This is a genomic window from Shewanella sp. HL-SH4, from assembly GCF_051164845.1.
GTDB classification, from domain to species: Bacteria; Pseudomonadota; Gammaproteobacteria; order Enterobacterales; family Shewanellaceae; genus Shewanella; species Shewanella glacialimarina.
This window is the reverse complement of sequence record NZ_CP195037.1, coordinates 2,422,195-2,435,098: the sequence shown is the minus strand read 5'-3', so window position 1 is coordinate 2,435,098 and position 12,904 is coordinate 2,422,195. Positions and strand designations below refer to the sequence as shown.

General features: G+C 42.4%; 15 protein-coding genes and 1 pseudogene. 3 read left to right on the top strand and 13 right to left on the bottom strand.

Features of this window, described 5'->3' with window-relative positions; genetic code table 11:
• The first annotated feature begins 101 nt into the window (after positions 1 to 101).
• Complete coding sequence (locus tag ACRWQL_RS11655) at positions 102 to 1,922, top strand: M14 family metallopeptidase (RefSeq protein ID WP_434950119.1); 1,821 nt, start codon at positions 102 to 104, stop codon at positions 1,920 to 1,922.
• A 69-nt stretch (positions 1,923 to 1,991) separates the two neighbouring features.
• Here the strand turns inward: ACRWQL_RS11655 and ACRWQL_RS11650 are convergent, their stop codons facing one another.
• Both ACRWQL_RS11650 and ACRWQL_RS11645 read right to left on the bottom strand, forming a co-directional pair.
• Positions 1,992 to 2,888, bottom strand: a complete 897-nt coding sequence (locus tag ACRWQL_RS11650) for a substrate-binding periplasmic protein (RefSeq protein WP_434950117.1) — start codon at positions 2,886 to 2,888, stop codon at positions 1,992 to 1,994.
• An 84-nt stretch (positions 2,889 to 2,972) separates the two neighbouring features.
• Positions 2,973 to 3,248 (bottom strand): GIY-YIG nuclease family protein, encoded by a 276-nt coding sequence (locus ACRWQL_RS11645; protein WP_434950115.1) that lies wholly within the window; start codon positions 3,246 to 3,248, stop codon positions 2,973 to 2,975.
• Between the two features lie 116 nt (positions 3,249 to 3,364).
• Here ACRWQL_RS11645 and moeA point away from each other — a divergent pair, with 116 nt between their 5' ends.
• Complete coding sequence (moeA, locus tag ACRWQL_RS11640) at positions 3,365 to 4,618, top strand: molybdopterin molybdotransferase MoeA (protein WP_434950113.1); 1,254 nt, start codon at positions 3,365 to 3,367, stop codon at positions 4,616 to 4,618.
• Between the two features lie 8 nt (positions 4,619 to 4,626).
• A complete protein-coding gene (gene moeB / locus ACRWQL_RS11635; protein ID WP_434950111.1) occupies positions 4,627 to 5,439 on the top strand; it encodes a molybdopterin-synthase adenylyltransferase MoeB in 813 nt (270 codons plus the stop codon).
• Between the two features lie 4 nt (positions 5,440 to 5,443).
• Here the strand turns inward: moeB and ACRWQL_RS11630 are convergent, their stop codons facing one another.
• From ACRWQL_RS11630 to moaD, 11 genes and pseudogenes are all read right to left on the bottom strand, one after another.
• Entirely contained in the window at positions 5,444 to 5,629 is a 186-nt protein-coding gene (locus ACRWQL_RS11630; protein ID WP_226412422.1) for a DUF2986 domain-containing protein, read from the bottom strand.
• A gap of 193 nt (positions 5,630 to 5,822) precedes the next feature.
• Complete coding sequence (locus tag ACRWQL_RS11625; protein WP_226412420.1) at positions 5,823 to 5,990, bottom strand: YqaE/Pmp3 family membrane protein; 168 nt, start codon at positions 5,988 to 5,990, stop codon at positions 5,823 to 5,825.
• Between the two features lie 124 nt (positions 5,991 to 6,114).
• Positions 6,115 to 6,792: a TIGR01621 family pseudouridine synthase gene (locus tag ACRWQL_RS11620; RefSeq protein ID WP_434953370.1), complete on the bottom strand. Its 678-nt coding sequence runs from the start codon at positions 6,790 to 6,792 to the stop codon at positions 6,115 to 6,117.
• 21 nt (positions 6,793 to 6,813) lie between these two features.
• Positions 6,814 to 8,055, bottom strand: a complete 1,242-nt coding sequence (locus ACRWQL_RS11615) for a sensor histidine kinase (RefSeq protein ID WP_434928894.1) — start codon at positions 8,053 to 8,055, stop codon at positions 6,814 to 6,816.
• Positions 8,056 to 8,122: 67 nt separating this feature from the next.
• A pseudogene (locus tag ACRWQL_RS11610) lies at positions 8,123 to 8,799 on the bottom strand (response regulator transcription factor).
• A gap of 14 nt (positions 8,800 to 8,813) precedes the next feature.
• Complete coding sequence (locus tag ACRWQL_RS11605; RefSeq protein ID WP_434927598.1) at positions 8,814 to 9,335, bottom strand: hypothetical protein; 522 nt, start codon at positions 9,333 to 9,335, stop codon at positions 8,814 to 8,816.
• Positions 9,336 to 9,505: 170 nt separating this feature from the next.
• A complete protein-coding gene (locus tag ACRWQL_RS11600; protein ID WP_434950109.1) occupies positions 9,506 to 10,612 on the bottom strand; it encodes an ABC transporter ATP-binding protein in 1,107 nt (368 codons plus the stop codon).
• The gene (modB, locus tag ACRWQL_RS11595) at positions 10,593 to 11,273 is read right to left on the bottom strand and encodes a molybdate ABC transporter permease subunit (protein ID WP_434950108.1); all 681 of its coding nucleotides are present in this window, start codon (positions 11,271 to 11,273) and stop codon (positions 10,593 to 10,595) included. The genes ACRWQL_RS11600 and modB overlap by 20 nt, the downstream gene beginning before the upstream one ends.
• A gap of 1 nt (position 11,274) precedes the next feature.
• Entirely contained in the window at positions 11,275 to 12,072 is a 798-nt protein-coding gene (modA, locus tag ACRWQL_RS11590; protein ID WP_434950107.1) for a molybdate ABC transporter substrate-binding protein, read from the bottom strand.
• 114 nt (positions 12,073 to 12,186) lie between these two features.
• Positions 12,187 to 12,654, bottom strand: a complete 468-nt coding sequence (gene moaE / locus ACRWQL_RS11585; RefSeq protein WP_434950105.1) for a molybdopterin synthase catalytic subunit MoaE — start codon at positions 12,652 to 12,654, stop codon at positions 12,187 to 12,189.
• Between the two features lies 1 nt (position 12,655).
• Positions 12,656 to 12,904: a molybdopterin synthase sulfur carrier subunit gene (gene moaD / locus ACRWQL_RS11580; RefSeq protein ID WP_434950103.1), complete on the bottom strand. Its 249-nt coding sequence runs from the start codon at positions 12,902 to 12,904 to the stop codon at positions 12,656 to 12,658.

Sequence of the window (12,904 nt, the reverse complement as noted above, 5' to 3'; positions counted from 1 at the left end):
TAACAAGCTTTAACATCTAGGTTATTTCACACAAAACGTTGCTATGATAAGTAATATTTTAAACTGTTCAAACTCATAAGAATAATATTAAGCGAGCCACGATGCACAGATTAGCTTTATCAACCAGTATTGCCGCGATGTTACTGTCGACAGCATGTTTTGCCGATACACACTCAAATGCGCAATTTATTAATGATGCTATTTTGCCGCCAATGCATGCCTGGCAAGGTAAGAGTGAGTCATTATTGGTGGCAAATGATCACCCATGGGTAACGCCATTTGAACAGCAAAATTATCTTAGCAGCCCTAGCTATGCCGACACGGTAAGTTGGTTTGATAAACTGGTGCAAAGTAGCCCAATGCTTAAAAAAGTCAGTATAGGCAAAAGTCCGCAAGGGCGAGATATTTGGATGATTATCGCCTCTCAAAACGGTGCAGCAACCTCTGATCAATTAAGCGAAAACAATAAACCCACTGTGCTGGTACAAGCAGGTATTCACTCTGGTGAAATAGACGGTAAAGATGCCGGCATGATGTTGCTGCGCGACATAGCACATGGCAACAAAAAAGCCTTATTAGACAATACAAACCTGCTTTTTATTCCTATTCTGTCGGTTGATGCCCATGAGCGAAGCAGCCAATATAGTCGCGTAAATCAACGCGGCCCCATTAATATGGGCTGGCGCACAACAGCGACAAATCTTAATTTAAACCGAGATTACGTCAAAGCAGATGCGCCTGAAATGCAGCATGTGTTAAGCGTCATTAACCAATGGCAACCTGACCTGTATATTGATGTGCATGTCACCGACGGCATTGACTATCAATATGATGTCACCTTTGGCTATAACGTTAAGCAAGGTGCTAGCCCACAGATATTTGCATGGCTGGATAGCACTTATAGACCAGAAATTGAATCAGCTTTGTCAGCCAATGATCATATTCCAGGTAAACTGATATTTGCCAATGACAATACCGACATGTACAAAGGTGTGTCTTACTGGAACCCAAGCCCCCGTTTTTCAAATGGTTATGGTGATGCACGACATTTACCGACAATCTTAATTGAAAATCACAGCTTAAAACCGTTTAAACAACGCGTTTTAGGCACCTATGTAATGTTAGAGCAAACCTTAAAAACGTTAGGAGAACACAGTAAAACCTTATCGGCGGCTATTCGTCAGGATCAACAACGGCTTGCTAGTAATATAGTGTTAACCTGGAAAGATGAGCCCCAAGCAACATGGGACTTTAAAGGTATTGATTACAAGCTTGAAAAAAGTGCTATCAGCGGCGCAAATGTGGTGCGCTGGACCGCAGAACCCAAGCTTTATAAAGACCTGCCTGTTATAGGAAATACGAAAGCTGACATCCAGGTGACTCGACCCAACGCCTATTATATTCCGTCACAATGGACAGCCGTGATTGAAAAATTAGTATTACACGGTATAGAAATGACCAGCTTGGCTAAGCCGATAACGATCACCGCCGAGCAGTATCGCTTTGAGCACCCTAAATTTAGCCAACAGGATTATGAAAGCCGTCAAACAGTAACGGCCGATACCATCAGTGACACAGTCAAAGTCACACTCGATGCTGGTACAATTAAAATTGATACCGCACAACCGCTTGGCAACTTAGCCATATTGTTGCTTGAGCCACAGGCTGAGGATTCATTATTTTTCTGGGGATTTTTCAACACTATTTTTACTCGTACTGAATACATTGAAGATTATGCTGTTGAGCCTTTAGCGGTAAAAATGCTCGCACAAAATCCACAGTTAAAAGCTGAATTTGAGCAGGCATTACAAGATGAAAGCTTTGCCAGTGACAGTGATGCAAGATTGCGTTGGTTTTATGAGCGCAGCCCTTATTACGATCAACAATATCAAGTGTATCCAGTCTTAAGAGAAGTCCAATAAACACGAAAATATCGCCATCGAAAACATCGATGGCGATATTTTTATCAATGTTATATGAGACTAGATGATTTAGTGTCCACGCTCAATGTCACCTCCAGTTGACACAGGAATGCGCCACCATAATCTGTTGTCATCTAAAGGCGTTGTTTCAGGTAAATGAGGGTTAGTTAATTCAAGAATATGTGAGTGACTAAAACGACTTAGTGGGAAAATATCCGCTGTAGTCGGGTGTTGCTTAATAAAAGTAGCCAACTCACCACTATCAATAAGACGATTTAACCCCAAACTAAGCCGCTGCTTTAATTGTTCATTTTGCTTACTAACGAAGAAATACATAGGTAATGGATAGCGTAGTAAAAGAGGCTCATATGCCACTAATCCTTGATTAGTAGGGGCACTCAATTCAGCATAGACCTCATTGAGTCCTCGGGGAAAATAATCACAGCGCCCCTGCTTTAACATTGAATACATTAAATTAAAACTAATAATACGTTCAACATTATAGCCATTAAACTCTAATATATCTGAATCAGGCCACTGAGACCCCTGACAAGCTTTGAGCTTTTTTAATTGCTCTGCTGTCTTAATTGATTCAAATAACGTGAGATTAGCCTTATCGATAACAGGGACTCGAATACCTAACAGCCCACCGATAAGGGGAATAGCTATTGCGCCGTATTGTTGCTCTCGCTCAACATTAGTCCCTGCCCAAAACACATCTAACATATCGCGATCAAGTAATTGAAAGCCCCTCGACTGTGACACGTTAATGTCTACGGTAACCACATCAACCTTGCCAAAATCAGCTTCAGTGCTTTGCAACACCTTAAGTAATAAATCTTGGTAATAAATATGGCTTAGGTTATCTGCTGATTGTGCAGATTCTGTTCGAATAGTGTCTTGTGCCAGCGCATAAAGCGGACTTGTTAGTAAAAAAAATGCTGTCGCTAGCCGATAAAAAATCATAAGCAAATCACTCGAAATAAGTATTAATAAACATTGAGTTCGCCTAAAACTAGCGAACCATCTTACTGGTTCACGCGTATATTATTATGCACTGCTTTTAATTAAGTCTAATTTTTTATGTCTTGGCAATTTTTTTACTGCAATTTCACGCTTGGTCGCACTGCTGCGGCAGCTCAATGACTCTTGATACACCAATGTTAGTGGACCTTTACCTTTAAGGTACTTTGCAGCCAAAGGGCCTGATGATTGATGCTCAGAGAAACGTCGGGCGACATCAGTGGTTATCCCTGTGTATAAATGCCCATTGGCACACTTAATTATGTATAAAAACCAATCTTTTGCTGATTTTTTTTGCTGCATATTTGCTAAAAACCTTAAGTTGGATCATAAAACACTACGATTATCATGGCATACTAACCGACAATTTTATCTTCTCACCACTTGGTGATGACAACCCTGCTTTAAAGGAATATCTGATGATAGCAACTCAAGACCCTTGTGCTCAACCTACGTTATTACACCCAGATGACGCTATGGTACAGCTACTTGAACAAGTTGAAACCACTGAAGACTCTGAAGTAGTTGAGTTATCACACTCTATCGGACGAGTATTAGCAGAAGATCTTGCGTCAGGTTTAGATTTACCTCCCTTTAATAATTCTGCGATGGACGGTTACGCAATGCGATTTGCGGACTTAATACCCAATCAGTCAGAAACCACACTCACTTTAGTTGGCAGCTCATTTGCAGGCCATCCTTATAGCGGTAAAGTTACCGCAAATACCTGTATTCGGATCATGACAGGTGCACCTGTGCCACAGGGTTACGATACCGTGCAAATGCAGGAAAAGGCGGTGACTAATGGTGAAGAAATTACGATTACCCACCCAGGCAAGCAAGGGGCAAATATACGATATCGCGGTGAAGAGCTTACCGCTGGCACCAAAGTATTATTTAGCGGCACACAAATTAGAGCCGCCGAAATGGGCGTGTTGGCAACAATAGGCATCAGTAAAGTAAGAGTGAAACGCGTTATAAAAGTCGCCTTCTTTTCTACTGGCGATGAACTTCGTCCGGTTGGTACAGAGCTTGCTCCAGGACAAATTTATGATTCAAATCGCTATTCGATTCAGGGACTCATGGCCAAAGCGAATGTCGAATGGATAGACTTAGGCGTAATTGAAGATGATAAAGAAGCGATTCGCGCTGCATTTAGAGATGCTGCCGAATGTGCCGACATGGTAATAACCTCTGGTGGGGTGTCGGTGGGTGATGCGGATTACACTAAACAAATTCTATCCGAAGAAGGTCAAATCACCTTCTGGAGACTGGCGATAAAACCCGGTAAACCTTTTGCTTTTGGTAAGTTAGGTAAGGCTGTGTTTTGTGGCTTACCCGGCAATCCGGTTTCATCTATGGTCACTTTCTATAAATTGGTGTGGCCTATCTTAAATAAAATGCAGGGTTTACCCCATAAAACACCGCTAACTTATCAGGCAAAATTACTCACCCATATTCGCAAACACCCGGGGCGTGTTGAATATCAACGTGGTGTATTAACTCAAAACACCCAAGGTGAACTAGAAGTATCTACTACCGGTGGGCAAGGCTCTGGTATGTTAACGTCAATGAGTATTGCTAACTGCTTTATCAACCTAGCTCAATTCCAAGGTGATACAGAAGCAGGATCTATGGTCACAGTAGAACCCTTTAGTCATGTGTTAACTTAGGAGTTGATATGAGCCAATCCGAAGATAACGCTATCAGTGATAATGTGTGTCACGACGAGATATTGTCAGACAACGAAATGCTGCGTTACAGCCGCCAAATATCGATTAAAGCAATGGATATTGATGGCCAAGAAAAACTTAAATTAGCTAAGGTACTGATTATAGGCGCTGGCGGATTAGGTTGTGCCGCAAGCCAGTATCTTGCTGTTGCAGGTATTGGTGAGATTACACTGGTCGACTTTGATACAGTTGAACTGTCTAACTTACAACGCCAGGTTTTGCACCAGGATGCCAATATTGGTCAGGCTAAAGTTCACTCTGCCAAACAAACGTTAACTCAACTCAACCCACTGATTACCGTTAATGCGATTAACGCTTTACTCGATGATGAGCAAATCAACACGCTCGTTTCTACCCATAGCCTAGTATTAGATTGCACCGATAATGTTTCGGTACGCGAACAACTTAACCACAGTTGCTTACAGCACCAAATACCGCTTGTTTCTGCGGCGGCGATTAGAATGGAAGGCACGGTGACAGTATTTGACTATCAACCCAATACACCTTGCTATCATTGCTACAGCCAACTTTTTGGCGAGCAACACCTAACCTGCGTAGAGTCAGGCATTCTAGCTCCAGTAGTCGGTTTGGTAGGGTGTATTCAAGCAACCGAAGCAATAAAAGTGATTACTGCAATGGGGCAACACTTAGTGGGTAGAATATTGATGATCGATGCGATGACGATGGAGTTTCGCACCATGAAACTGACTAAACAGCCCCACTGTGAGGTGTGCGGTTCACCAACCAACAAACTTAAATAGCGGTTTAAACTGTAATATCACTGTCAGTTATAGGTAAAGTCGCATCTGTATTGGTCAGATTAGATTGTTGGTCTAACAAAGCCCGTTCAGCTTTAGACACATACTGTGGTTTATTCGCAGTATGTAACTTTTGATTGGCTTTTTTAGCTTTAGCTTTAAGAGTTTGGTTGATTTTCTTTTTTCGGTTCATGGTGATTTAACTTTTAAATAGTTTTCAAACAATAACTTGAAACTCACTCAAGTCAAAAGGCACTTGCTGAGTATACTGCTAGCGAGTATTAACCATTAAAGCCGCAACATCTTAAATCAAGTAAACTTAACGCGTTAAGTTAGCTCAAAAATACGGCTAGACTCGATATGGTTAGGCTATTACAACGCTGTTATTAATCTTGTAACACAACCCATAACGCATGAATTAAGCCTGGTACAAAGAAGAAAATACACAGCAAGATATTAATCAATAAATCCTTACCTGCGCCTTTTTTCAAAAAAACGCCAACTGGCGGCAACAATATAGCAATAATTACCAGTAATAATTTGTTGGTATCCATAAAGTGTTATGTCCTGATTTTGATAAATTAATTTACCGTATTAGCTTACACATGTGGCAACGGGTTTACTACATCAAAAAACAACACCCCTAGCGATATCGCACTAACAAGGCATAGCTAAAGCCTAAGGCTTTTGCGGCCAGTCAAGTTCCGCTGGCAATAACCACTCATTTAGCAGGCAAGTTTGCATCGCTGGTGCGAGGAACTGCTGACCTTGATGTGGCACTTGTGTAAATTGATATTCTTGTCCCAAATAGCAAAAATTTAACTGGTAAGCATGCAAGTAACAACGATCATCAATAGCTTCACCATAAAGGCTATCACCTAATATGGGTACACCAATACTGGCTAACGCCACTCTGAGTTGATGGGTTTTACCACTGTGAGGCTTAAGCAAATAAGCCCGTATACCCGCCCCAATTGAAGTTGAATAAAACTGAGTAATCGCCGGATTATCTTTACTGCGTAACAGTTTATACATACTGCGGCGCGCTTTAGCCATATCACCAATCACCCAACCTTGCTTCTTTTTAGGTTTTCCATTGGCGATTGCTAAGTAGTATTTTTGAATTTGATGAGCGGTAAACATCTGCGTAAAACGGTTAGCGGCTTCGGGATTTTTAGCTAGGATGAGTAGCCCTGATGTTGGGGTATCTAAACGGTGCACCGCAAACAGTTTTATACCGAGATCAATCTCAGCTTGGGCAACAACACCGGCCGAGCCGTCTTGGCTATGAAAATGCACATTAGGGGCTTTATTGATAATAATAAAGTCATCTTGTTGGCTAATAACTTGATACATGCTCATACCGCAACAGTTCGCTTATTTAAAATGGATACTAACTAATAATCCAGGGTGATTATCCGACATTTCAATACTGGCTTGATGACGCGATAAAATGGCTTTAACCATAGATAAACCTAAACCAGTGCCTTTAAAATGACGGCTAGGGTCAAGTCTGACGAGTCTTTCAAAGACGCGTTCTTTATCTTCATCAGCGATACCTGGGCCATTGTCGGCAATTCTAATCCACTTACCATGCTGTTCTATATGAATTTTAGCGCCTTCTGGTGAATATTTTATCGCATTATCGACCAAATTAAACAATGCCTGAAACAGCAAGTGTTTATCCCCTTGTATCACCACGTCTTGACGCAAATCAATGGTGAACTGTTGTTCTTTGGCTTCAGCTAACACATCTGCCATTTCATATAAATCCTGGCAAATTTCTTGTAAATGCACCGGCTGTAAATCAAGTAACTGCTGACCTTCTTCAATTCGTGTTAATGACAACATGGCATCAAAGGTGGCCAAGCAGTCATCTAGCTCTTCTAGCAACTCTGCGCGAGCATCGGCAAGCTCAGATTGAGGTTTGTCAGCAAGCTGCTCAATACCTATGCGTAAATGAGACAGCGGCGTACGCAGGTCATGGGCAATATTGTCGGTTACGCCCCGGACGGCACGTAAGTTTTGCTCTAAGGTATCTAACACCCGGTTAAACTGCTGTGCCAACATATCAAACTCGTCTTGCTGGCGTGAGACAGGTAATCGCGTGTCATAATGCCCCGCTTCAATTTGTTCACTAAGCTGATTGTATTGCACTAGTCGGCGCAAAATGGCCTTAGAAAAGATATAGCCTAGTGCCAACGTTAAGCCTAGTGTAAAAGCTACCGCCCAAAATGCCGCATTCACAAACTTTTCAATTAACATCGCTAATTGATCCGTTCGAGTCGCAATTAATACCGGGCCGTAATTGGTCATGGCCAAGCCGCCGGTCAAAATGTGCAGCTTATCTGGCCCGCCGGTAAAAATCGGAAACTGGCGCGTTTCGGGTAACAGAGGCATGTTGTCAGGTAAAAAAGTTAATGCGCCGACCATATCGACGCTATTTTTCCAGGCAATTAAAGCGGTTTTGGGATCAGATGCTTGAATTTGAGCTGCAAAGCTACGCCGATTAACGGTCAAAGCTAATTGCTGATAACGTTGCATCTCAGCAGCTAGATGATTATCGACTTGATTTTCTTGCTCGATAATCAGTTGTCTGTATAAGCTAGAAATCAGCATCACAATTAAAATTGTCACTAAAGTAGAGAAAATTAATGTGATGCGCCAAGCGCTACTTTGGTAAGGCTTAATGCCCTTTGCAAAGACGATATCCAGCACCTCTTATGGTTTCAATTAACTCACCGTGTCCCAGTTCTTCAAACTTACGACGCAGCTTAGCAATATGCACATCAATCACATTGGTGCGGGGATCAAAATGATAGTCCCAAACTGCTTCAAACAATAAAGTACGGCTAATTACCTGATTAGGATGTTCCATCAAATATTTAAGTAATTGAAACTCTTTAGGTTGTAGCATTAACTCTTTGTCATCTAAGGTAACATTTCGAGTCAACAACTCCATTTTAAGACCGCCGACCTCGAGATCTGTGGTCGTTGGCGCTACTACATTTCGTTGGGCTAGCTTTTCTGCGCGCACCAATAGCTCAGCAAATGCAAAGGGTTTGGTCATGTAATCATCCCCCCCGCTCGTAAGCCTTTAATTCGCTCATCAACGTGGCTTAAGGCAGATAAAATTAACACCGGTGTTTTATTACCGCTAGTACGCAGCGCTGACAACAAGGTCAAGCCATCAAGTTTGGGTAACATTCTATCTAGCACAATTAGATCATATTGATTATGTTTAGCCAGTGTTAGCCCTTCTTGGCCATCTGTAGCACTATCAACACTATACTGTTGCGCGGTAAACCCTTCTGCCACATATTTCAATGTTGTGGCATCATCTTCAACGATCAAAATACGCATAGTCATAGTCGCAATTAATCCCATTTAAGTAGTGGTAATGGACGGAGATTCTCAATATCGAAAGCGATGATTTTTTTGGCTTCGTTATTGAGCATTTGTAATTCAAGATAACTAATTGATAGGTCGTGGTCTAAATCAGCCTGCAATAAAAAACCGCTTTGATTAAGCGTAGCTAAGCTCACTAAAGAAGAGAAAGAAATATTTTTTTCACGCATCAAACTAACTGCATGAAGTAGTTCAATGTCGCGCCCCTCATAGGGCTCGCTGGCTTCTTCAAGCAGCGCTCCATTTTGGGCACTAAATTCAAATTGATAAAGCCGTTTCGATTCAGTATTAATTGCAGACAGCTGATAAACTAGCTGGTCATCTTCAATATTGAGGCCAAAGCCACACAAGGTTCCCTTGTCCTGTTGCTCCCAATGTTCCATCACAGAAATTGGCGTTAACAAGCCTTCTTGGGAAAGTAATGATTGTATTGATGGTGTGGCCATCGACACAAAAGGGAACAAGTACAGTGCAAAAAGCAGCCGAACCATTTTAAGCCTCGAATATAAAAGAATGCGTACCGTGATACTTTACCTAAGTCCTACTAAAGACCCAAGAAATGTAAGATTAATAATTGATCATGCAAGCAAGCGAAACTTTAGCTTCCAAGGCTTTTGGGGCCATTCAAATAGCATAAAATGGCAATCCACAGGCTCTAAGTTTAAGTTTGTAAAATTTGGATTTGATCAGACTTCAATGCCACTGTGGTTTTCTGACCTTGAACTAATGCGAGTTTATCGCATAAATGCGTTGGGATATCCGCATTAATGACTTGCTCAACGCCAGCAATACGGGCAATAACCCGAACAGATTCGCCCATCACCAGTAAAGATTCTATTTCAACATCTAATTTATTAATACTTTTACATAAGCGACCGCTGGTAATGGCATTAAATCGAATACCCTGATTAGGGATCACCCAGCGCACTTTCTGGCCAATAGTCATTTTAGGCGCGTTTTCGATCGCTATTTGATGCTCGCCAAAAGCTAGCCAGGTCATATTACGCCCCGGCTCTTGGGCGATGACTTTTGCATCAAAAATATTACGTAATCCCATTTGCCTGGCAACGGCTTCATTACGCGGATGAGATAGCACCTCAAAAGGCTTGCCCTGCTGTAACATTTGTCCCTGGCTAATCAAAATCATTCGGTCAGCCAGTAACTGCGCTTCATGGATATCATGGGTCACCATGATCACTGGAATCGCTAATTGGGATTTTAATCTGGCCAGTTCGATATACAACCTTTCGCGGGTTTCCCTATCGACTGCAGAAAAAGGCTCGTCTAATAATAATACCGCAGGCTCACGGGCTAAGGCTCTTGCTAACGCAACACGCTGACGCTGGCCACCAGACAAATTTGCGGGTAATCGGTCGGGCAATCCCTCAAGATTAACTCGCTCCAACCAATCTAATGCCCGCTGCTTGCGCTTTGCTTTAGGAACATGATCTAATCCCGCCATTACATTTTGAATGGCACTAAGGTGCGGAAATAAGCCAAAGTGCTGGGGAACATAACCAATATGCCGCTGTTGTGGGGTTTTATAAACCTTTTGTTGGCTGTCAAACCACACTTGCTCGCCATAAGTTATCTTGCCCGACTCTGGCTTACTCAAGCCAGCAATCATGCGTAATAACGTTGTTTTTCCGCCGCCAGAAGGGCCAACAACCGCTAAGACCTCTCCCGCTTTACAGCAAAAATGGGCTTCTAAGGGAATGGGTAGCAGTTGCGATAAATCACAATGTAAATCAGCGACCGGAACTGCCAAGATGACCTCCTAATCGCCTTGATAAACTGGTGGTTAATGCTAAGGCGCTAATTGCAAATAATAACAGCACTAAAGACATGGTACCTGCACCATCAAAGTCAAAAGCTTGCACGCTATCATATATGGCAATAGAAATAGTTTTTGTTTCACCGGCTATGTTGCCACCCAGCATCAACACCACACCAAACTCACCTAATACGTGGGAAAAACACAGCACTAAAGCGGTTAATACCCCAGGCCATACCATAGGCAGCTCCACTTTAAAAAATAAGGTTAGTCGACTCATTCCACAACAGTCCGCCGCATCTCGAACATCTGTGGGAATAGTTTCAAACGCACGTTGAATCGGTTGTACAGCGAAGGGAATATTGACCAATATAGAAGCAATCACCAAGCCTGAAAAATGGAACACCAATTGCTGACCAAACAGCTGTTCAATCCATTGGCCTATTACACTTTGATTACCCATGCCCACTAACAAATAATACCCCACCACGGTTGGCGGTAACACTAAGGGCACCATGATCAAGGCTTCAACCCATGACTTGCCACGAAACTGGCGATAAGCCAAAGCCCGTCCAACAAACAATGCCAATGGAATAAGAAATAACACAGTTACACTGCTGAGTTTGACCGACAACCACAGCGCTTGCCAATCCATATTAATTTGGCTCCATCGTATTTGATGGTGAGATTATAATGCTTTGCAAGGATGATGCCTCAGGGACTTTAAAACCATATTGTAATAAAATTTGCTGTGCAGAACTTGATAACATATAGGTATAAAATTGCTGCGCTGTATTAGAGGCGGTTTTCATTAATACCATACGTTGATTAATTGGCTGATAAAGCTCATCAGCAATGGCAACATATTGACCTATACGTTCAAAATTAGGAGTTAATACTAATGACAATGGCACTATACCGCCCTGAGTTGAGCCGCTAACGGCAAATTGCGCCGCTTGAGAAGCGTTTTCACCTAGAATGATATGCGGCTCAATGGCTTGCCATAAGCCTTTTTTTATTAGCACTTGTTTAGCGCTTTCGCCATAAGGGGCATGCACCGGATTAGCAATAGCAAACCGCTGTAATTGACCAGACTCGATTAAGGAAACTAAACCAAGCAGTTGTCCATCAAGCTTTAGCGGGGAGTTTTTAGGGGCAGCTAAGGCTAAGCGACCCATAGCATAAATGTGGCCAGCATCTTGAGTGATACCTGCTTCAACTAACTTGTTTGGATACAGCTCATCGGCACTGAGCAACAACTCAAATGGAGCACCATGCAAAATTTGCGATACAAAATTACCTGACGAGCCATAACTTAATCTCACCGAAAGACCCGTATCTTGACTAAACTGCTTGGCAATATCATCCATCGCAAATTTAACGTTGGCAGCCACTGCAATCGCGGGAGCATCGGCAGCATTAACCGTCAATATTGTTATACTGTTGAACGCCATCAACAGGCAGCAAGACAGCAGCCATTTTTTATTTAGCCAAGTCGATACATTAGTCAAACTAGCGCAACTGAATATATTTTTCTGCTTGAGTTGCCCCATAGTGCTCACTTTTATCTACTCGTCTTTTTGCCACATTTTGGCGGCTTGCTCATCACTGTCACGGGCATCTACCCAATTACTGCCATTACTGCCAGCCTCAAGCTTCCAAAAAGGCGCTTTAGTCTTTAAAAAATCAATCAAAAACTCGCACGCTGCAAAAGCGGCTTTACGATGGGCGCTGGTCACACCGATAAATACAATCTGCTCACCTAATGACATAGTGCCAACGCGGTGAATGATGGTGACATAATTAAGCGGCCAACGCTCTTTTGCTTGCTGCGCAATTTGCATTAGCACGGCTTCTGTCATACCAGGGTAATGCTCTAACGTGAGATCGGTCACTGGATTACCGTCATTAAAATCTCGCACTTTTCCCACAAAAGTCACTACGGCGCCGTCGCTATTATCACTGGCCAGTAGGTTATATTCTTCTGCTACATTAAAGTCTGCTGTTTGCACTTGCACTTTAGCTGGCTGAGTCATATTAACCCCCTGTAACAGGCGGAAAGAAGGCCACTTCATCACCGTCAGCAACTAAGGTATCCCAATGACTAATGGTTTGATTAACCGCAACCAGTAATTTATCTGACGCCATCACTTTAGCCCACTTGTCATCTTGTGCGGCTAAAGCAAGTCTCAAAGATTCTGCGGTGGTGATACCGTTAGCAGGAAAAACTAATTTGGCGGTACCTAATAATTCACGTACCTGAGCAAAAAATAATATTTGGATCAT

What these genes read in the sequence shown, in the direction of transcription:
- ACRWQL_RS11655 (WP_434950119.1), top strand. Translation starts at nt 102, where the DNA reads ATGCACAGATTAGCTTTATCAACCAGTATTGCCGCGATGTTACTGTCG.
- ACRWQL_RS11650 (WP_434950117.1), bottom strand. Translation starts at nt 2,888, where the DNA reads ATGATTTTTTATCGGCTAGCGACAGCATTTTTTTTACTAACAAGTCCG.
- ACRWQL_RS11645 (WP_434950115.1), bottom strand. Translation starts at nt 3,248, where the DNA reads ATGCAGCAAAAAAAATCAGCAAAAGATTGGTTTTTATACATAATTAAG.
- moeA (WP_434950113.1), top strand. Translation starts at nt 3,365, where the DNA reads ATGATAGCAACTCAAGACCCTTGTGCTCAACCTACGTTATTACACCCA.
- moeB (WP_434950111.1), top strand. Translation starts at nt 4,627, where the DNA reads ATGAGCCAATCCGAAGATAACGCTATCAGTGATAATGTGTGTCACGAC.
- ACRWQL_RS11630 (WP_226412422.1), bottom strand. Translation starts at nt 5,629, where the DNA reads ATGAACCGAAAAAAGAAAATCAACCAAACTCTTAAAGCTAAAGCTAAA.
- ACRWQL_RS11625 (WP_226412420.1), bottom strand. Translation starts at nt 5,990, where the DNA reads ATGGATACCAACAAATTATTACTGGTAATTATTGCTATATTGTTGCCG.
- ACRWQL_RS11620 (WP_434953370.1), bottom strand. Translation starts at nt 6,792, where the DNA reads ATGTATCAAGTTATTAGCCAACAAGATGACTTTATTATTATCAATAAA.
- ACRWQL_RS11615 (WP_434928894.1), bottom strand. Translation starts at nt 8,055, where the DNA reads ATGCTGATTTCTAGCTTATACAGACAACTGATTATCGAGCAAGAAAAT.
- ACRWQL_RS11605 (WP_434927598.1), bottom strand. Translation starts at nt 9,335, where the DNA reads ATGGTTCGGCTGCTTTTTGCACTGTACTTGTTCCCTTTTGTGTCGATG.
- modB (WP_434950108.1), bottom strand. Translation starts at nt 11,273, where the DNA reads ATGGATTGGCAAGCGCTGTGGTTGTCGGTCAAACTCAGCAGTGTAACT.
- modA (WP_434950107.1), bottom strand. Translation starts at nt 12,072, where the DNA reads ATGGCGTTCAACAGTATAACAATATTGACGGTTAATGCTGCCGATGCT.
- moaE (WP_434950105.1), bottom strand. Translation starts at nt 12,654, where the DNA reads ATGACTCAGCCAGCTAAAGTGCAAGTGCAAACAGCAGACTTTAATGTA.
- moaD (WP_434950103.1), bottom strand. Translation starts at nt 12,904, where the DNA reads ATGATCCAAATATTATTTTTTGCTCAGGTACGTGAATTATTAGGTACC.